Source organism: Pseudomonas sp. CG7 (genome assembly GCF_023701885.1).
In the GTDB taxonomy this organism is placed as follows: domain Bacteria; phylum Pseudomonadota; class Gammaproteobacteria; order Pseudomonadales; family Pseudomonadaceae; genus Aquipseudomonas; species Aquipseudomonas zanjanensis.
In genome coordinates this window covers 1-17,771 of sequence record NZ_JABAEE010000061.1, presented here as the reverse complement: position 1 = coordinate 17,771, position 17,771 = coordinate 1, and the positions used below count along the sequence as shown (strand labels likewise).

The 17,771-nt window shown below is 63.2% G+C and carries 17 protein-coding genes; 11 read left to right on the top strand and 6 right to left on the bottom strand.

All coding sequences use genetic code 11. The features are described from left to right. The first annotated feature begins 80 nt into the window (after positions 1–80). Entirely contained in the window at positions 81–809 is a 729-nt protein-coding gene (locus tag HGO40_RS22110) for a dienelactone hydrolase family protein (RefSeq protein WP_250964742.1), read from the top strand. A gap of 125 nt (positions 810–934) precedes the next feature. Here HGO40_RS22110 and HGO40_RS22105 read toward each other — a convergent pair whose 3' ends face one another. After that, a complete protein-coding gene (locus HGO40_RS22105; protein WP_250964757.1) occupies positions 935–1,795 on the bottom strand; it encodes a pirin family protein in 861 nt (286 codons plus the stop codon). A 120-nt stretch (positions 1,796–1,915) separates the two neighbouring features. On the opposite strand from HGO40_RS22105, the gene HGO40_RS22100 reads away from it, so the two are divergent. Together HGO40_RS22100 and HGO40_RS22095 are read left to right on the top strand one after the other, a co-directional pair. Continuing rightward, positions 1,916–2,932: an amidohydrolase family protein gene (locus tag HGO40_RS22100; protein ID WP_250964756.1), complete on the top strand. Its 1,017-nt coding sequence runs from the start codon at positions 1,916–1,918 to the stop codon at positions 2,930–2,932. 274 nt (positions 2,933–3,206) lie between these two features. Continuing rightward, on the top strand, positions 3,207–3,671 hold the full coding sequence (locus HGO40_RS22095; RefSeq protein WP_018610122.1) for a DUF3859 domain-containing protein: 465 nt from the start codon (positions 3,207–3,209) through the stop codon (positions 3,669–3,671). Positions 3,672–3,952: 281 nt separating this feature from the next. Here HGO40_RS22095 and fabB read toward each other — a convergent pair whose 3' ends face one another. The 5 genes from fabB to HGO40_RS22070 all read right to left on the bottom strand — a co-directional run bounded on the left by fabB (position 3,953) and on the right by HGO40_RS22070 (position 10,909). Then, the gene (gene fabB / locus HGO40_RS22090; protein ID WP_250964741.1) at positions 3,953–5,173 is read right to left on the bottom strand and encodes a beta-ketoacyl-ACP synthase I; all 1,221 of its coding nucleotides are present in this window, start codon (positions 5,171–5,173) and stop codon (positions 3,953–3,955) included. A gap of 11 nt (positions 5,174–5,184) precedes the next feature. Continuing rightward, entirely contained in the window at positions 5,185–5,700 is a 516-nt protein-coding gene (gene fabA, locus HGO40_RS22085; protein WP_250964740.1) for a 3-hydroxyacyl-[acyl-carrier-protein] dehydratase FabA, read from the bottom strand. Between the two features lie 248 nt (positions 5,701–5,948). Further along, a complete protein-coding gene (locus tag HGO40_RS22080; RefSeq protein WP_250964739.1) occupies positions 5,949–7,856 on the bottom strand; it encodes an ATP-binding protein in 1,908 nt (635 codons plus the stop codon). Continuing rightward, positions 7,853–8,785, bottom strand: coding sequence for an ABC transporter substrate-binding protein (locus tag HGO40_RS22075; protein ID WP_250964738.1), 933 nt, complete (start codon positions 8,783–8,785; stop codon positions 7,853–7,855). The genes HGO40_RS22080 and HGO40_RS22075 overlap by 4 nt, the downstream gene beginning before the upstream one ends. Further along, positions 8,786–10,909: a TonB-dependent receptor plug domain-containing protein gene (locus HGO40_RS22070; RefSeq protein WP_250964737.1), complete on the bottom strand. Its 2,124-nt coding sequence runs from the start codon at positions 10,907–10,909 to the stop codon at positions 8,786–8,788. Between the two features lie 199 nt (positions 10,910–11,108). On the opposite strand from HGO40_RS22070, the gene HGO40_RS22065 reads away from it, so the two are divergent. From HGO40_RS22065 to HGO40_RS22030, 8 genes are all read left to right on the top strand, one after another. Next, the gene (locus HGO40_RS22065) at positions 11,109–12,134 is read left to right on the top strand and encodes an NAD(P)H-dependent glycerol-3-phosphate dehydrogenase (protein ID WP_250964736.1); all 1,026 of its coding nucleotides are present in this window, start codon (positions 11,109–11,111) and stop codon (positions 12,132–12,134) included. Positions 12,135–12,163: 29 nt separating this feature from the next. Continuing rightward, complete coding sequence (locus HGO40_RS22060; protein WP_046063632.1) at positions 12,164–12,511, top strand: DUF4389 domain-containing protein; 348 nt, start codon at positions 12,164–12,166, stop codon at positions 12,509–12,511. After that, the gene (gene sixA, locus HGO40_RS22055) at positions 12,508–12,951 is read left to right on the top strand and encodes a phosphohistidine phosphatase SixA (protein ID WP_250964735.1); all 444 of its coding nucleotides are present in this window, start codon (positions 12,508–12,510) and stop codon (positions 12,949–12,951) included. Before HGO40_RS22060 ends, sixA begins: the two co-directional genes overlap by 4 nt. A 96-nt stretch (positions 12,952–13,047) precedes the next feature. Beyond that, entirely contained in the window at positions 13,048–13,491 is a 444-nt protein-coding gene (locus HGO40_RS22050; RefSeq protein ID WP_186708110.1) for a hotdog fold thioesterase, read from the top strand. A gap of 274 nt (positions 13,492–13,765) precedes the next feature. Next, on the top strand, positions 13,766–14,560 hold the full coding sequence (locus tag HGO40_RS22045) for an alpha/beta fold hydrolase (protein ID WP_057451981.1): 795 nt from the start codon (positions 13,766–13,768) through the stop codon (positions 14,558–14,560). Beyond that, the gene (locus tag HGO40_RS22040) at positions 14,557–15,408 is read left to right on the top strand and encodes an alpha/beta hydrolase (RefSeq protein WP_250964734.1); all 852 of its coding nucleotides are present in this window, start codon (positions 14,557–14,559) and stop codon (positions 15,406–15,408) included. Before HGO40_RS22045 ends, HGO40_RS22040 begins: the two co-directional genes overlap by 4 nt. A gap of 129 nt (positions 15,409–15,537) precedes the next feature. Further along, on the top strand, positions 15,538–16,356 hold the full coding sequence (locus HGO40_RS22035) for a DUF4892 domain-containing protein (RefSeq protein ID WP_250964733.1): 819 nt from the start codon (positions 15,538–15,540) through the stop codon (positions 16,354–16,356). Between the two features lie 64 nt (positions 16,357–16,420). Further along, positions 16,421–17,458, top strand: a complete 1,038-nt coding sequence (locus tag HGO40_RS22030; RefSeq protein WP_186708104.1) for an AI-2E family transporter — start codon at positions 16,421–16,423, stop codon at positions 17,456–17,458. Positions 17,459–17,771 lie beyond the last annotated feature (313 nt).

The following is a 17,771-nucleotide window of genomic DNA, read 5'->3' as shown; positions in this document are numbered from 1 at the left end:
CTGTTGAATGTTGGACCGAAATCGCGAGCAAGCTCGCTCCCACAAGGGCTTCTTGAATGTTTCATCGAGAGGAGTCCGTCATGAGTCAGGTTACGGTTCGTTCGCTGGTCTATCAGATCGATGGTCAAAGTTATGAAGGGCGCCTGGCCTTCGACATTAACCAGCAGGGCCCGCGCCCGGGTTTGTTGATGGCGCCGAACTGGATGGGGGTCGGGGCGGGTGCCGAGGACATTGCCAAGTCAGTGGCGGCCAACGGTTATGTGGTGCTGATCGCCGACTTGTATGGGCAAACGGTGCGCCCGACCAATGCCGATGAGGCGGGGGCGGCGATGATGCCTCTCAAGAACGACCGGGCGTTGTTGCGCAAGCGCATGCAGGCCGCGGTCGAGCAGTTGCAAAGCCAGCGCGAAGCCGAGGTCGATACAGCGAAACTGGCCACGTTCGGCTTCTGCTTCGGTGGTTGCTGTTCATTGGAACTGGCTCGCACCGGCGCACCGCTCAAGGCCGCGATTTCCTTCCACGGCACCCTGGATACACCGAACCCGGCCGATGCGCAGAACATCAAGGGCGCGGTGCTGGTGATGCATGGCGCTTCCGACCCGCTGGTGCCGAAAGAGCAGCTACCGTCCTTTGAAGAGGAAATGAACGCCGCCGGGGTGGATTGGCAGTTGCTGAGCTACGGCGGTGCGGTGCACTCGTTCACCGATCCGCAGGCCAATGTGCCGGGCAAGATGATGTACGACGCCAAGGTTGCCGGACGGGCGTTCCGCGCGATGCATAACTTGTTGGATGAAGTGTTCAAGGGCTGAATGCTTCAAGTAGAACCTGTGGCGAGGGAGCTTGCTCCCGCTGGGCTGCGCAGCGGCCCCTCTGTTTCTGCGGTTGCTGCGCAACCGAGCGGGAGCAAGCTCCCTCGCCACAGGGTGTCATGAAGCTAGGGCAGCTCGATCCGCTCGCTTTCCCCCGGCACTGTCGGCCAGTCCCCAGCCGCCCAGCGCCGGCGGGCTTCATCGATCCGGGCCGGGTCGCTGGAAACGAAATTCCAGTTCATCCGCCGCGGCCCGTCCAGGGGCGCGCCGCCGAGCAGCACGGCATGGCAATCGCTGTCGGCAAACAGTGTCATTTCTTCCCCGGCTGGCAATATCACCAGGGAATGGGCTTCTACCGGCTCACCCTCCAATAACGCCTCGCCACTGAGCACATACAGCGCCCGTTCTTCATGCTCGGTGGGAATCAGCAAGGTCGTTGCGGTCTGCAGGTTCAACTCGGCGTACAGCGTTGGCGACAGCACCGGTACCGGGGATTCCAGGCAAAAGCCTGCCCCGGCGATCATGCGGATGCTGATCCCCAGGTTCTCACTGACCGGCAGGCTCTGGGCGGGGTGATGGCTGTAGTGCCCCGGGCCCTGTTCGTGGGACTTGGGCGAGGCCAGCCAGACTTGCAACCCGTGCATGGCGAAAGGGCTGCCCAGCAATGACTCCGGGGTGCGCTCGACGTGGGCGATGGCGCTGCCGGCGGTCATCCAGCTGACATCGCCAGCGTCCACCACCTGGTCGGAGCCCAGGCTGTCCTTGTGCTGGAGTTTGCCTTCGAACAGGTAGGTGAGGGTGGACAGGCCAATGTGGGGATGCTGGCGGATGTTCATGCCGTTGCCGGCCGGGTAGGTGGTTGGCAGCATGTGATCGAAAAACACGAAAGGCCCGACACTGCGGCATTTGGCGGACGGCAGCGGGCGAAGGATCGGCTGGCCTTCGACGTCTTCGGCGCGGGGGCGAACGGTCAGGAGGGTGGTCATGGTGTCTTCCAGGTTGAACAACGGTTGGCCGAAGCATAACCCGCCGCCGGCAGACACTGCACATGCGCCTTGAACCCAGGCGGGACGGCGAGGGTCTACGCTGTTCATGGCTTCTGGAGACTGCCCGTGCCTTTGACCCGTTTGATCCTTGCCTGGCTGTTGGTCGTTTCGAGCGCCGCCGCCATGGCCCGCGAATATACCTACAGCGATGCGCACCTGCATTACGTCGATTTCTTCCAGGAAAGCGCCGGCATGCCCAGCTTGCTCCAGGCGATGGCGGACAATCGCATCGAGCATGTGATGATTTCCGGCGTGCCGGTGGCCAAGAAATGGCATGAGGACGAGCCCAAGCGTCCGCGTTATTACGCCGGTGATGACGCGGACGCCTATTGGTACAGTGCCACCGATGTGATTGTCGCCGCGGCAGTGAGCAAGCTGACCGACGAACAGCGCCAGCACTTCCATCCGTTCTTGTCGGGCTTCAATCCCAACGACAAGAACTCCGCCGCCCACATCCAGCGCATGCTCGATCTCTATCCGGGTTTGTGGCAAGGCATCGGTGAAGTCTTCACCCGCCATGACGACCTGACGGCGCTGACCTCGGGCGACACGCCACGGGCCAACAACGAAGCCATGACGCGGATCTATCACCTGGCGGCGGAGAACGACCTGCCGGTGATGTTGCATTCCAACATCACGTCCAAGCGTGAGAAAAATCCGCTGTACCTGGCGGAAATCGAGGAACCGTTGCGCAATCACCCGCACACGCGCTTCATCTGGGCCCACGCCGGCACCAGCATGGAGATCCATCGCCACCAGACGCAGTTGGATTTTCTGTTGCCGACCCTGACCCGCCTGCTCGAGGCCTACCCCAATCTCTACGTCGACCTGTCCTGGAGCGTACTCACACCCTACTTGCTGGATGAGGCGGGCAAGCCCCGGGACGAGTGGGTAAAGCTGGTGGAGCGCTTTCCTGAGCGTTTCATGGTGGGGTCGGATGTGGTTGGGCGTTTCAACAAGTTGGGTGAGGAACTGCGCAGCTTCGATCCGTTCCTCGATGCCTTGCCGGAAGACGTGGCGAGGAAAGTCGCGCGGGATAACTTCCTGGCGGTGTTGCCGCGCTCAGTGGCCCGCTAAGCCCGCTGTTGTGGCGAGGGAGCTTGCTCCCGCTGGGCCTGTAGGAGCTGTCGAGCAGAGCGAGGCTGCGATCTTTTCCCGGTCACTTGAGTCTCAAGTGAAAGATCAAAAGATCGCAGGCTTCGCCAGCTCCTACAGAGTCGAGCGGGAGCAAGCTCCTTCGCCACGGGCCAACCCTATCCTCGGGCGTCGGTGGCGTGGCCCACATCGCTTTGTCATCAGCCTGTCACTCCCGCGTCATACCCTCGCGCTCATCTCAATCAAGGAGCGCACTATGCACCTCACCCGTTCAAGCGCACTGGTCGCGCTGTTGTTGACCTGCGGCCTGGCCCAGGCGGAAGTTCGTGTCGAAGGCCCGGTGGAATACGGTGTCTTTGAAGGGCCCCAGGCTGAGTTGCAGTCGGGCGAGCGGGTCCTGCGGCGCAGCAACGAGCAGATTCGCCAGACCGAGAGCGTACCGGCGAAGCTGGGCACCAAATTCGGCATGCGCTATCAGTTGGCTGGCAAGGTTGCTGACGACCAGCCGTTGACCCTGTTGTACTTCACCCCCGGTATCCGCACCCCCGATGGCGTGCGCCACGACAAGTTCGAGGTCATCCAGAAACTGGTACCCGGTGCACCCCAGGATGTCATGGCCTACGAATTCACCGAAAGCCACGAAGTGGTGCCGGGAGAGTGGCGGTTCATGGTGTTCCAGGGTGATCGGCTGCTGACGCAGCAGCGGTTTGTCGTGCGCTGAATGGCGTCAACTGTGGGAGCCGGCTTGTGTAGGAGTGAGGTCAGAAAAACCTGTGGGAGCGAGCTTGCTCGCGAAGGCGGAGTGACATTCAACACTGTCATTGACTGTCGAACCGCTATCGCGAGCAAGCTCGCTCCCACAAGGGCATACCCACAGAACTTTTTTATGTGAGCAGGCAAAAAAACGCCCCGAACCAGTCGGGGCGTTTTTTTGTCGGCTCCTGTAGGAGCTGGCGAAGCCTGCGATCTTTCGCTTTAAAAGATCGCAGCCTGCGGCAGCTCCTACGCGCCCTGCCAGCGCTTCATCACCAGGGTGGCGTTGGTGCCACCGAAGCCGAAGCTGTTGCTCATCACGGTATTGATGGTGGCGTTTTCGCGAGTCTTGGTCAGGATGGGCAGGTCGGCCACCTCCGGGTCCAGTTCGTCGATGTTGGCCGAACCGGCCATGAAGTTGCCTTCCATCATCAGCATGCAGTAGATCGCTTCGTGAACGCCGGCGGCGCCCAGGGAGTGACCCGACAGGCTCTTGGTGGAGCTGATGGCCGGGGCCTTGTCGCCAAACACTTCGCGCACACCCTTCATTTCCGCGACGTCGCCGACCGGGGTCGAGGTGCCGTGGGTGTTCAGGTAGGCGATCGGTGCGTCGACGGTGGACATGGCCATTTGCATGCAGCGCACCGCACCTTCGCCGCTTGGCGCGACCATGTCGTAGCCATCGGACGTGGCGCCGTAGCCGACGATTTCCGCGTAGATCTTCGCACCACGGGCCAGGGCGTGTTCCAGCTCCTCGACCACGACCATGCCGCCGCCGCCAGCGATGACGAAGCCGTCACGGTCGGCATCGTAGGCACGGGAAGCTTTTTCTGGCGTGTCGTTGCGCTTGCTGGACAGGGCGCCCATGGCGTCGAACAGGAACGACTGGCTCCAATGTTCTTCTTCACCGCCGCCGGCGAACACGATGTCCTGCTTGCCCATCTGGATCTGCTCGACAGCGGTACCAATGCAGTGGGCACTGGTGGCGCAAGCGGAGGAGAACGAGTAGTTCAGGCCCTTGATCTTGAATGGCGTGGCCAGGCAGGCCGAAACGGTGCTGCCCATGGTCCGGGTGACGCGGTACGGGCCGACACGCTTGACGCCTTTTTCGCGCAGGATGTCCAGCGCTTCCATCTGGTTCAAGGTGGAGGCACCGCCGGAGCCGGCGACCAGGCCGGTCCGCACGTTGGACACCTGCTCGTCGGTCAGGCCGGAGTCAGCGATGGCGTCCTTCATGGCCAGGTAGGCGTAGGCCGCCGCATGGCCGACGAAACGGTAGATCTTGCGATCGATCAGTTCTTCGAGGTTGAGGTCAATGGAGCCGGAAACCTGGCTACGCAGACCCATTTCGGCATATTCCGGGTTGAACCGGATGCCAGGGCGACTTGCACGCAGGTTAGCGGAGACGGTCTCTTTGTCATTGCCCAGGCACGAAACGATGCCCAGACCAGTGATAACGACGCGGCGCATGCGGATAACCCTTAGAAGTTGTCAGTGGAGGTGAAAACGCCGACCCGGAGGCCTTCGGCGGTGTAGATCTCGCGACCGTCCACGGCAACCGAACCATCGGCAATGGCCATGTTCAGCTTGCCCTTGAGGACGCGTTTGATATGAATGTTATAGGTGATTTTCTTGGCGGTCGGCAGGACCTGACCAAAGAACTTCACTTCGCCCGAACCCAGGGCGCGACCGCGACCTGGCAGGCCTTGCCAGCCGAGGAAAAAACCGACCAGTTGCCACATGGCGTCCAGGCCCAGGCAGCCCGGCATTACCGGATCGCCTTCGAAGTGGCAGGCGAAGAACCACAGGTCCGGAGTGATATCCAGCTCGGCGACCAATTCACCTTTGCCGTACTTGCCACCCTCTTCGCTGATATGGGTGATGCGATCCACCATCAGCATGTTCGGGGCGGGCAGTTGCGCGGTACCTGGGCCGAACAGCTCACCGCGACTGCAGCGCAGCAGATCTTCCCGGGTAAAGGCGTTTTGTTTGGTCATGCGAGCTCCTCAATAGTCCCATGCGGCAGGGTGGGGCAAATCTTCCCGGCCGATCGAAGCGTTCATGCCTCGAATCGACAGCCTACTCATAGACTATTGCGTTGTAGTGAAAGTCACAGCACACGGGAAATGAATGTACACCTGTGCACTGAAATTTTTATTCAAGCCCCAATCGAGGCTCGTTCGGGTGCCTAAGACTGCCGCACTTTCGCCTTTCACGCCAGTCACAGATGGTCTGGCGAGCTGTTCTAATTCACCCAGCGCTGCAGAATCTGTTGCAGTTCGTTCCTTTTGAACGGCTTGGCCAGGTAATCGTTCATGCCCGCCGCGAGGCAGGCTTCGCGGTCGCCCTGCAAGGCGTTGGCCGTCAGGGCGATGATCGGCACCTGGTCGCAACCCGGCAACTGGCGGATCTGCCGCGTGGCTTCGTAGCCATCGATGATGGGCAACCGGCAATCCATGAGGATCGCTTCGAAAATCAGGCTCTCGGCGCTGCGTACGGCCTGGGCGCCATCGGTGGCGATGCTGACGGTGAAGCCCAGGCTGCGCAGCATGGCTTCGACCACCGTCTGGTTGACCGGATTGTCTTCCACCAGCAACACGTTGCGGCCTTCGCCATCGCCGCTGCCGCTGCCGATAGGCAGGCGCGGCACCAGGGTCGCTGGTGTCTGGCGCGACAGGGCCAGCGGAATCTCGAGAGTGAACACCGAGCCTTGGCCTTCTTCGCTCTGGGCCCGCAGCGTCCCGCCCATGCGTTCGGCCAGGGTGCGGGCGATCGGCAGGCCCAGGCCTGTGCCGCCGTAGCGCCGGGAAATCGAATTGTCGGCCTGCTGGAAGGCATCGAACATGCGCTCCAGGCTCTCGGCGGGGATGCCGATGCCACTGTCGCGCACCGTGCAGGTGAACCACAGCAGTTCGTGGTCCAGGGCCTGCCATTGGCATTGCACGGTGACACGGCCTTGCTCGGTGAATTTCAGCGCGTTGCCGATCAGGTTCACCAGGATCTGCCGGATCCGCGTCGGATCGCCCTGGACCTGCAAGGCCTGCATGTCGTCCGGGACCAGCAGGTCCAGGCCCAGCTTGCGCTGCGCGGCGCTGTGCTGGAAAGACTGCGCGCAACTGCCCACCAGTTCGGCCAGGTTGAACGGGATGTGCTCCAGTTCCAGGGCCGAGCGCTCGATGCGCGAGAAGTCGAGGATGTCGTTGATCACCTTCAACAGGTGTTCGGTGGATTCCGAAGCCAACGCCGTGTACTCGTGCTGCTCGTCGGTCATGCGGGTGGTTTCCAGCAACTGCAACATGCCCAGTACGCCGTTCATGGGCGTGCGCAGTTCATGGCTCATCATCGCCAGGAACTCGGACTTGGCGCTGTTGGCTTTTTCCGCCTCTTCGCGGGTCTTGATCAACTGCGCCATGGCCTGCTGCTGTTCGCGGCTGGCTTGTTCCAGGCCGTCGGCCAGGTTGTTGATGTGCCGCGACAGGGCACCCAGTTCGGTGTCATCGACGATGGGCAGCGGGGTGCTGTAGTCGCCTTGCTGGATAGCCTTGACCGCGTTGCCGATGTCGCGGATCGGCCGGGACAGGCTGGTCGCCAGCCGGCGCGCCACCAGGAAGGTGAACAGCAGGGCGAACAACGCCAGGATCGCGGCCTTGAACAGGATTTCCTGTTGCCGCTGGCTGAAGGCGTCGCTGGACATACCGACGATCACGCGGCCCAGGTAATCCTCGCCGGACGCCTCCATGGCGGTGCTGTTGCCTTGCAGGAAATCATTGTTCAGGGCAATGCGCTGCAGGCGCACCGGGGCCTGGAAGACGTCGATCTGCTGGGCACGGCTGTGGACCTGCTCGGGTTGTTCGACATACACCAGGACCTTGTCGGCGCTGTCCTGGACTTCCAGGAAGCGCACGTGTGGGGTCGCCAGGGTTGCGGTGAGCAGGCTTTCGAGCACCTCTTTGTTGCCGGAAATCACTCCGTATTCCGTGGCGGGGGCCAGTTGGTTGGCGATCAGTTGCCCAGTGTGATTGAGCTCCTGGCGCAAGTCCTGGATCCGCACGAAGGTAAAGAAAGTGATCAGCAACAAGGTCAGCAGCAACGCCGGGCCGAGGGCGATGAGCTGGGTGCGGGTGTTGATGTCCCAACGGCGACGCAAGGTCATGGGCGGTGTTCTCCTTCGGCCAACGTTGCCGCGACGGATTCGGCGTCAATCGGTTCGATCCCCAGCGAGCGGGAGACCTGCCGGTTGCCCAGGACTTTGAAGCGGTCCGGATACAATGTGCGCGGCCAGGTCGTGGCGGGGCGGTCAAGCAGGTCGTCGAGAATCGCCAGCCAGTCTTGTTGGTCGCTGTAGGTGCTGGCCAGGCTGCCGGCCTTGACGAATGCGGCACTGGGCCCGATCAGCGCGCGTTGCCGGGCATAGCTGCTGAGCAACAGGTTCTTCACGGTCTTGGGGTTGTACAAGTCGGGGTCATCCAGGCCCAGCAGCACATCGCTTTGGCCCAGCAGGTTTTGCAGGGGACGGCTGTCGCTGGTGTCGTCCCAACGTTCGCTGACGATGACCAGGCCCAGCGGTGTCGCGGCTTGTTGGAGGTCCTTGAGCAGGAACTCACTGTGGGCGTCGTACAACACGCCGACCCGTCGCACTTGCGGCAGGATGGTGCGGATCAGCCGCAGTTGCCGCGCCATCGGTGGATCGCTCCACAGCAGGCTGAGGTGCGCGGGCGTCGCATCGCCCAGGCGGTCGCGGGCTTGCTGGCGGCTGATGCGCAGGACCAGGGTGGCCGGGCCCCGTGCGTCTTGCAGGCGCCACTCCAGGCTGGGCAGGTCAAGCAGGACCAGGCGCACAGTGTCCGGCAACTTGTCCGGCGTCGGCAGGTTGGCCAGTGGCGTAAAACGTACGCTGTCTTCGGGGCGCAAGGTTTTCAGGGCCTGGGTGAAAGACTGTACGCCGGGGCTGTCCTCGGCGCCGGTCAACAGGATCTCGGCGGCCCGGGCCTGGAGGGTTGCCAGCCAGCCGGCAAACACCAGGCACAGGGCCAGCGTCAGGCGGCCATGAAATGGCGTCTTGCGGGGACGGCGCCGGGACATCTAGAACGATAGCTCCGCGCTGAAGTACACCACATGGCGGGAGTCGTAGCGGTTGTCGACGAAGGTCATGGGCTGGTTGTCCAGGCGCTGTTGCAGCACGCCCGCCAGTTCCAGGCTGGCCTTGCCCAGGGGAATGCGCCGGGCGAGGCGGGTGTCGACCCGTTCGAAGCGATAACCGTTGAGGTCGTCGGCGGCGTAGTAGAACAGCGCACTGTTCCAGCCCTGGCCCCAGTCCCGTAGCCAGCCGGCCGAACCGCTGTTGCGGGCGGTCAGTTGTTCGTCGAGGGGGTTGCTGGCCTGGGCGTCGACATAGGCATAGGTCAGGCGCAGACGGTCGGCGCTGGTCATGCGCCAGTCGAACTGGGTCTCGATCCCGGAGAACTGTGATTCGTTGGCATTGCTGGCGATGTACTGATTGTTGCGCAGCGGCTCGCTGATCATGCCGGTGATTTCGTCATGGAACAGCTTCACGTCGACCGCCAAGCCCACGTCCACGAAATAACCGTTGTAGCCCAGTTCCCGAGAGCGCATGTGCTCTTGCTCCAGGTTGCCCGGGCCGCGGGTCCGGACGAAATAACGGGCACTGTTCTGGCCGAAGGCGGCAGGCTGCAGGTTGGTGACCTGGTAGCTCCAGTTGACGTTGTTCTCGAACATGTCCGGCGAGCGCACGGCTTCGGAGTACACCGCCCGCAGGCCGTGGCGCGGCGTGATCAGGTAGTTGACCGCGACCCGCGGGGTCAGCGAGCTGCCGGTCAGGCGGGTGTCCTCGAACATCGCGCCACCCTGCAACAGCCAATGCTCGGTAGCCCGCCATTCGAGCTGGCCGAACAGGCGCCAGGTGGTGTCGTCCAGGGTGCCGTTGAAGTACGTCTCCGAGTCGGCCCGGTCGTAGCGATAATTGGCGCCGGTGACCAGTCGCAGGCTGTCGGACAGGCTCAGGGTGTCCTGGATCTCCAGGTCGTAGCGCGATTCCCGGGCGCTCTGGTCGATATCGCCGCACAGGGTCCGCGAGGCGCCGTTGCGCCACTGATCGAGCACCTGATTGGCCAACGCCTGTTCCCGTGGCGTGCCGGGTGGCGCGCCGATGCTGGTATAGCTGGGGATATTGCGCGCCAGCTTCTCGGCATAGTTGGGGTTGAGCTGCCACAGGTCGGTCAGTTGCGGGCTGAAAGACACCTCGGCGTCACAGGCGCGCCAGGTCTGTTGGCGATCCCAGTGCTGGATCGAGCCCTGTACATAAAGGCTGTGATCGGGATTCAGGTCCAGGTTCCAGCGCAGTGAGCCGGCATAGTCCTTGGCGATGACGTCGGAATTATCCCCAGCGGCGGTAATCCCGGCGAACACAGGACGGTAGGTATAAGGTCGCTGGTTGGTCCCGTCCTTGGCGTTCAATTGCCAGTCGATGCTCTGCCGTTCGTCCAGGGTCTGGCTGACGGACAGATTGAAGCGATTCAGGCGGCGGCTGTCGCGGTAGTCGGCACCGTTGCGGTCGCTGTCAAAGCCATCGTCCTCCTGGCCGGACAGCGACAACCGCAGGTCGCCGCCTTCCCAGCCGCTGCCCTGGCTGGCGTACCAGTCACTGATGCCACGCTGGCCCCGGGTGATTTTCAACCGGGTGCCATGGCTGTCGGCCGGGGCGCGGGTGATGATGTTGACCACCGCCATCAGCGCGTTGGCGCCATAGCTGACGGTGTTGGGGCCGCGGAAGACTTCGATCCGCTCGATGTCTTCCATGGCCACCGGAATATCGCTCCAGTCCACGGTGGCCAGGCCGGCGCGGTACACCGAGCGGCCGTCGATCAGCACTTGCATGCGCCGCGCTTCGCTGGCGTTGGTGCCGTGGTAGTTCACGGCGGCCTGGTTGCCGGTGATGTTGCCGACCATCATGCCCGGTACCAGGCGCAGCAATTCGCTGATGTCCCGGGCGCCGCTGGCCTTGATCAGCTCGCTGTCGAGCACGGTCATGCTGCCTGGCACCGCCGCCGGCGATTGCTTCAGGCGCGTGGCCGTCAGTACCTGGGGCAGGGGCTGGCTGTCGACGAACAAGTCGTCGGCCAGCACTGGCGGGCTGATGATCAGTGCCAAGAGCAGGGACGAACCTGAGCGGGAAGGGCCAACGGACACGGCACAGCCTATGAGAATGGACGGATGACGGGCATGTTAACTGAGCTGAACGACTTTTCCATTCACGTTGACAGCATTTTCCTAGGAATTGGTGGTCAGCTTCCTACAGCTGGCGGTAATTGTTGCCGGGGCTGGTCGCCATCCGGCCGCTCCGTATAATGCCCCGCATTGCCACTTGGTATGGATGAACGGATTGCATATGACTGAACAGCGCCCGATTGCGGTCCTGGGGGGCGGGAGTTTCGGTACCGCCGTGGCTAACCTGCTGGCCGAGAATGGCCACCCGGTGCGCCAGTGGATGCGTGACCCGGAACAGGCCGAGGCCATCCGGGTCAACCGCGAGAACCCACGTTACCTCAAGGGCATCAAGATCCGCCCGGAAGTGGTGCCGGTGACTGACTTGCAGGCCACGCTGGAGGGTAGCGACCTGTTCTTCGTCGCCTTGCCGTCCAGCGCCTTGCGTTCGGTGTTGGCACCCCATGCCGAGCGCCTGAGCGGCAAACTGTTGGTGAGCCTGACCAAGGGCATCGAAGCCCAGACCTTCAAGCTGATGAGCGAAATTCTCGAAGAAATCGCCCCCAAGGCGCGGATCGGTGTGATTTCCGGCCCGAACCTGGCGCGGGAAATCGCCGAGCACGCGCTGACCGCCACGGTGGTCGCCAGTGAGGATGAGCAACTGTGCCAACAGGTCCAGGCCGCGCTCCATGGCCGCACCTTTCGGGTCTACGCCAGTGCTGACCGTTATGGAGTGGAGTTGGGCGGTGCACTGAAGAACGTCTATGCCATCATCGCCGGCATGGCGGTGGCGCTGGACATGGGCGAGAACACCAAGAGCATGCTGATCACCCGCGCGCTGGCGGAAATGACCCGCTTCGCCGTCAGCCAGGGCGCCAACCCGATGACCTTCCTGGGGTTGGCCGGGGTGGGCGACCTGATCGTCACCTGTTCCTCGCCCAAGAGTCGCAACTATCAGGTCGGCTTTGCCCTTGGCCAAGGCTTGAGCCTTGATGAGGCTGTGTCGCGCCTGGGTGAAGTGGCCGAAGGGGTCAATACCCTCAAGGTACTCAAGGCCAAGTCCCAGGAGGCAGGGGTGTACATGCCGCTGGTCGCCGGGCTGCACGCGATCCTGTTCGAAGGGCGCACGCTTGAACAGGTGATCGAGCTGTTGATGCGTGGTGAACCGAAGACCGACGTTGATTTCATTTCCACCAGCGGTTTCAACTGAACCGCTATTGACGCAAGCAGGAGCGAGCCATGAACGATCCGCAAGGGCAACCCCAATACGAATCCATCCTGCTGCGTGTGCTGTGGATGGTGATTTACCTGCTGGTCTGGCAGGTGGCGCAATTCATCCTCGGCGCCGTGGTGCTGGTGCAATTGATCTATCGGCTGATCTACGGCGCGCCCAGCGCGAGCCTGATGAATTTCGGTGACAGCCTGAGCCAGTTCCTGGCGCAGATCGGCCGTTTTGGCACCTTTCACAGCGACCAGAAGCCCTGGCCGTTCGCGGACTGGCCGACTCCACGCACGCCGGAAGGTGAAGCGCCTCACGCCGTGGCGCCGGCGCCGCACCCAGTCCGGGACGAGGAGCCGAAGCTATGAAATTGTGGGTATTGCGTCACGGAGAGGCAGAGCCTCATGGTGTGCGTCCCGATCCGGAGCGGGTCTTGACGGTGCATGGCCGCGAGGAAGTGTTGCTCAGTGCCGGCCGGTTGATGGGTGAGCCATTGCGGGCCATCTATGCCAGCCCTTATGTGCGTGCCCAGCAGACCGCGCAACTGGTGCGCGAAGCACTGGGTTTCGAACCTGAACTGATTACCGTCGATTGGCTCACGCCGGAGACCCGGCCGACGGAGGTGCTAAGGCATCTGGAGGACCAGGACGATGTGCTGCTGGTCAGCCACAACCCGTTGGTGGGCAGCCTGCTGGGCCTCCTGCAGCACGGCCACCTGCAACAGCCCGCGCAAGTGCAAACGGCTGGGCTGGCCGAGCTGGAAGGCGATATGCCGCTGGCCGGGGCGATGAGCCTCAAGCGCCTGTAATACCTGATCCACCCCAGCTCTGCGTCGCGGGCAAGCCTTGCTCCTTCAGTGCTGTGCAGGATTGAATGTAATAAAAACCAAAAAGGAAGGGCAGCGATGAGTCTATGGCGCACCACCCCCAACATCGAGCAACTGAACGCCGCCGGTAAAAACACCATCAGCGAAGTGCTGGATATCCGTTTCGAATCGTTCGACGACGAGTCCCTGACCGCCAGCATGGTGGTCGATCAGCGTACCCACCAGCCGTTCGGCCTGTTGCATGGCGGTGCTTCGGTGGTCCTGGCCGAAACGGTCGGGTCCATGGCCGCCTACCTGTGTGTGGATGCCAGCAAGTTCTATTGCGTCGGCCTGGAGATCAATGCCAACCACCTGCGCGGCGTGCGCAGCGGACGGGTAACGGCCACGGCCCGGATGGTTCACCTGGGCCGTACCACCCAGGTCTGGGACATTCGCCTGGTCAATGACGAGGGCAAGCTCAATTGCGTGTCGCGCCTGACCATGGCCGTGGTGCCGCTGGGTGAGCAACCACCGGCGCGTTGAAACCCTTATGGCGGGTGAAAGGCCCTTGTGGCGAGGGAGCGTGCTCCCGCTGGACTGCGCAGCAGGCCCAAGACCAGGCGCTGCGGTTTATCAGGCAGATGTTTTGGGGGCCTCTTCGCGGCCCAGCGGGAGCAAGCTCCCTCGCCACAGGTTTCATCGCTCATACAACCCCATAGCCCAAGCCCGACTGTCATCATTCCTGTCAGTTACGGTCATTGCCGCGCCGTCGGGTTCTGCGGACAATCTGCCGCAGTTCTCCAATGGATCGGCTGTCATGTCGCAACAGATTTTTTTCGCCCACGCCAATGGTTTTCCCTCGGCCACCTACGGCAAGTTATTCGCCGCGCTGGCGCCGCAGTACCAGGTCGCGCATTTGGAATTGCACGGCCATGACCCGCGCTTTCCGGTAGACGACAACTGGCACAACCTGGTGGACGAACTGATCCATCACCTGGAACAGCAACCGGCGCCAGTGTGGGGCGTCGGCCACTCCCTGGGCGGCGTGCTGCACCTGCACGCGGCGTTGCGCTGCCCCGAGCTGTATCGCGGCGTGGTCATGCTCGATTCGCCAGTGCTGACCCGTACCGACCAGTGGGTCATCCTGGCGGCCAAGCGCCTGGGGTTCATCGATCGCCTGACCCCGGCCGGCCGGACCCTGGGACGGCGCGAGGAGTTTGCCGACCTGGCGTCGGCCCGGCAGTATTTTGCCGGCAAGACACTGTTTCGCGGTTTTGACCCGGATTGCTTCGACGCCTACCTGCAACACGGCCTGCAACAAGTCGGCGACCGGCTGCGGCTGCGCTTCGACCCGGCCACGGAAATCAGCATTTACCGCGGCGTGCCGCACACCAGCCCGGGTCGGCCCCGTAAGCTCAAGGTGCCATTGGCCGTGGTGCGCGGCCGGCAGAGTCGCGTGGTGATGCGCCATCACACCCGTTCGGTGGGACGCATGCTCCATGGCGAATCCCTGAGCATGCCCGGCGGTCACATGTTCCCCCTCGAACGTCCACAAGACACGGCGAACCTGCTCAAGAACCTCTTCCAGCGTTGGGAAGGGCGCAGCGCATGAGTGTGGTCGAAGAGGTCCGCCTGAGCCTGCCTCACATCGAACTGGCGGCTCACTTGTTCGGCCCGGAAGACGGGCTGCCGGTGATTGCCCTGCACGGTTGGCTGGACAACGCCAACAGCTTCGCCCGTCTGGCGCCCAGGCTCGAAGGGCTGCGGGTGATCGCCCTGGACATGGCCGGCCACGGTCATTCCGGGCACCGGCCGCCGGGTGCCGGCTATGCCTTGTGGGACTACGCCCACGATGTGCTGCAAGTGTCCGAACAACTGGGCTTGAAGCGCTTCGCCCTGTTGGGGCATTCCATGGGCGCTATCGTGTCGCTGGTGCTGGCCGGTTCCCTGCCGGAACGGGTGACGCACCTGGGGCTGATCGACGGGGTGATTCCTCCGACCGCCAAAGGCGATAACGCGGCCGAACGCATGGGCATGGCCCTGCAAGCCCAGTTGGAGTTGCAGCAAAAACGCAAGCCGGTCTACAAAACCCTCGACCGGGCCATCGAAGCGCGCATGAAGGGGCTGGTGGCGGTCAGCCGTGAGGCTGCCGAGTTGCTGGCCCAGCGCGGCCTGATGCCGGTGCCGGGGGGGTACACCTGGCGCACCGACAACCGCCTGACCCTGCCATCGCCCCTGCGCCTGACCGAAGAGCAGGCCATGGCGTTCGTTGCCCGGGTCGCTTGTCCGGCGCATCTGGTGGTGGCGGCCGACGGCATGCTTGGCCAACACCCGGAGCTGCTGGAGCGTCTACCCTTCAGTCATGAGCAGTTGCCCGGTGGCCATCATTTGCACCTGAACGACGAGGTCGGTGCCGGGCTTGTAGCAGACTGTTTCAATCGGTTCTTCACCGTTCCTTGACTTGCGCCGGGCAACTGTCGAGGCTGGGCGGGTTGAAAAGGAGACAACCATGACAGACCTCTGTTTGCCAGCTTCGCAGTGCATCGACGACGCCCGTTGCGTTCACGCGTCCCAGGCCAAGCCGATCCGATGAAATTATCCGTTTACTCACTCGTCCTGCTGGCGCTGGCCTGCCTCAGCCCGGCGTCGTTCGCCGTCGATGTGCCGGGCAGTCGCGACCTGGAACGCGTGCCGCGCATGCCCGATGCCCAGATCGTCGATTACCGGCAAGGCAGCGACCTGGACCGCGTCTACCCCATGGGCTCGATCCGCAAGATCAGCGGCCAGTTGCGCTTTGACGGCCAGGTCGATGCCCGTGGGAATGTCACGTCGGTCACTTATGAACTGCCGCCGGAACATTCCGCCACCCAGGCCTTTACCGCGGCTCGCGAAGCGTTGCAGAAACAGGGCGCCGAGCTGTTGTTCTGGTGCCAGGCCCGCGATTGTGGCGAAAGCAGCCTGTGGGCCAACGACGTCTTCGGCAATGCCAAGCTCTACGGCGCCGACAACGGCCAGGCTTTCCTGCTGCTGCGCCTGGCGCCGCCGGCGGACAACACGCTGATCGCGCTTTATTCCATCACTCGCGGCAATCGCAAGGCCTACCTGCATGTCGAGCAGTTCGAGGCGAACGCAGCGCTGGGGGACTTGCTGCCGACATCGGCCACGCTGTTGCGCCAGCTCAAGGACACCGGGGTCCTGGACTTGCCGCGTCTTGCCGGTGAGCCGGACGACACCTGGTTGCGCCTGTTGTCCCGGGCGCTGAACCTGGACACGGGCCTGCGGGTCAGTATCGCCGGTCCCCGGGCCGAGGACTGGCGTGAGGCACTGGCGGGCCAGGGGGTCCGGGCGGCGCGCATGGAGGCCGCCAGCGGCGAGGCGGCGGGCTTGCGCCTGGAACTGCTGCGCTAAGCTGTGTCGGGGCAGCGGGTTTCACGCCGCTGTCTCGGTCCTGTTCATTTTTTCGAGACCCTACATGCTCAATAACGATCGGCTGTTGGTGCAGATCCTGCTCCTGGTGTTGTTCGGCGCAAGCCTCTGGGTCATGGCGCCGTTCTGGTCGGCGCTGTTCTGGGGCGCGGTGCTGGCGTTCGCCAGTTGGCCGTTGATGCGCCTGCTGACCCGCTGGGTCAATGGCCGCGAATCCCTGGCGGCGGCGTTGCTGACGGTGGGTTGGATGCTGTTGGTGGCGGTGCCGCTGGTGTGGCTGGGTTTCAACCTCGCCGACCACGTGCGCGATGCCACTGCGTTCATCAAGGACGCACAAGTCGATGGCTTGCCGGAAGCGCCCGACTGGCTGGCCGGCGTGCCGTTGGTGGGCGGGCGGCTGGTTGGCATCTGGAACAGCATCGACCAGCAGGGCGCGGCCATGATGGTGTCCATCAGGCCGTACCTGGGACAAGTCGGTAACTGGCTGCTGGCGCGCAGTGCGCAGATTGGCGGCGGCATACTCGAGCTGACCCTGAGCATCGTGTTCGTGTTCTTTTTCTATCGCGATGGCCCACGGCTGGCGGTGTTCGTCCATGGGCTGCTGGAGCGTCTGATCGGCGACCGTGCCGGTTACTACATCGAATTGGTGGCCGGTACGGTGCAACGGGTGGTCAACGGCGTGATCGGCACTGCGGCGGCCCAGGCCGTGCTGGCGCTGATCGGCTTCCTGATCGCCGGGGTGCCGGGAGCACTGGTGCTGGGGATCGTCACGTTCCTGCTGAGCCTGATTCCCATGGGCCCACCCCTGGTCTGGATCCCCGCCACGGCGTGGCTGGCGTGGAAGGGCGAATACGGCATGGCGGTGTTCCTCGGCATCTGGGGCACGTTCATCATCAGTGGCGTGGACAACGTGCTCAAACCCTACCTGATCAGCCGTGGCGGCAACTTGCCCCTGGTCATTGTGTTGCTGGGGGTGTTTGGCGGGTTGATCGCCTTCGGTTTCATCGGCCTGTTCATCGGCCCGACCCTGCTGGCGGTGGCGTACAGCCTGTTGACGGACTGGAGCAAAAGCCAGGCGCGGTAGTTTGAGTGTCGAGTACCTTGTGGCGAGGGAGCTTGCTCCCGCTGGGTTGCGAAGCGACCCCAAACCATTACCTCGGTCAGCCTGACACTCCGCAGTGCCTGGTTTCAGGGCTGCTGCGCAGCCCAGCGGGAGCAAGCTCCCTCGCCACAGGGTGATCGCCGACCCATCAGGCTTTACAAAGCCTCCAGATCAATGCCGACCCATCAAGCTCCACAAAGCCTCCAGATCAACCCCAACCCCTGTGGGAGCGAGCTTGCTCGCGATAGCGGTATGTCAGTCAACATTGATATTGACTGTCCGGGCCCCTTCGCGA

What these genes read in the sequence shown, in the direction of transcription:
- HGO40_RS22060 (WP_046063632.1), top strand. Translation starts at nt 12,164, where the DNA reads ATGAACGATCCGCAAGGGCAACCCCAATACGAATCCATCCTGCTGCGT.
- HGO40_RS22030 (WP_186708104.1), top strand. Translation starts at nt 16,421, where the DNA reads ATGCTCAATAACGATCGGCTGTTGGTGCAGATCCTGCTCCTGGTGTTG.
- HGO40_RS22050 (WP_186708110.1), top strand. Translation starts at nt 13,048, where the DNA reads ATGAGTCTATGGCGCACCACCCCCAACATCGAGCAACTGAACGCCGCC.
- HGO40_RS22095 (WP_018610122.1), top strand. Translation starts at nt 3,207, where the DNA reads ATGCACCTCACCCGTTCAAGCGCACTGGTCGCGCTGTTGTTGACCTGC.
- HGO40_RS22040 (WP_250964734.1), top strand. Translation starts at nt 14,557, where the DNA reads ATGAGTGTGGTCGAAGAGGTCCGCCTGAGCCTGCCTCACATCGAACTG.
- HGO40_RS22045 (WP_057451981.1), top strand. Translation starts at nt 13,766, where the DNA reads ATGTCGCAACAGATTTTTTTCGCCCACGCCAATGGTTTTCCCTCGGCC.
- fabB (WP_250964741.1), bottom strand. Translation starts at nt 5,173, where the DNA reads ATGCGCCGCGTCGTTATCACTGGTCTGGGCATCGTTTCGTGCCTGGGC.
- fabA (WP_250964740.1), bottom strand. Translation starts at nt 5,700, where the DNA reads ATGACCAAACAAAACGCCTTTACCCGGGAAGATCTGCTGCGCTGCAGT.
- HGO40_RS22065 (WP_250964736.1), top strand. Translation starts at nt 11,109, where the DNA reads ATGACTGAACAGCGCCCGATTGCGGTCCTGGGGGGCGGGAGTTTCGGT.
- HGO40_RS22035 (WP_250964733.1), top strand. Translation starts at nt 15,538, where the DNA reads ATGAAATTATCCGTTTACTCACTCGTCCTGCTGGCGCTGGCCTGCCTC.
- HGO40_RS22110 (WP_250964742.1), top strand. Translation starts at nt 81, where the DNA reads ATGAGTCAGGTTACGGTTCGTTCGCTGGTCTATCAGATCGATGGTCAA.
- HGO40_RS22105 (WP_250964757.1), bottom strand. Translation starts at nt 1,795, where the DNA reads ATGACCACCCTCCTGACCGTTCGCCCCCGCGCCGAAGACGTCGAAGGC.
- sixA (WP_250964735.1), top strand. Translation starts at nt 12,508, where the DNA reads ATGAAATTGTGGGTATTGCGTCACGGAGAGGCAGAGCCTCATGGTGTG.
- HGO40_RS22075 (WP_250964738.1), bottom strand. Translation starts at nt 8,785, where the DNA reads ATGTCCCGGCGCCGTCCCCGCAAGACGCCATTTCATGGCCGCCTGACG.
- HGO40_RS22080 (WP_250964739.1), bottom strand. Translation starts at nt 7,856, where the DNA reads ATGACCTTGCGTCGCCGTTGGGACATCAACACCCGCACCCAGCTCATC.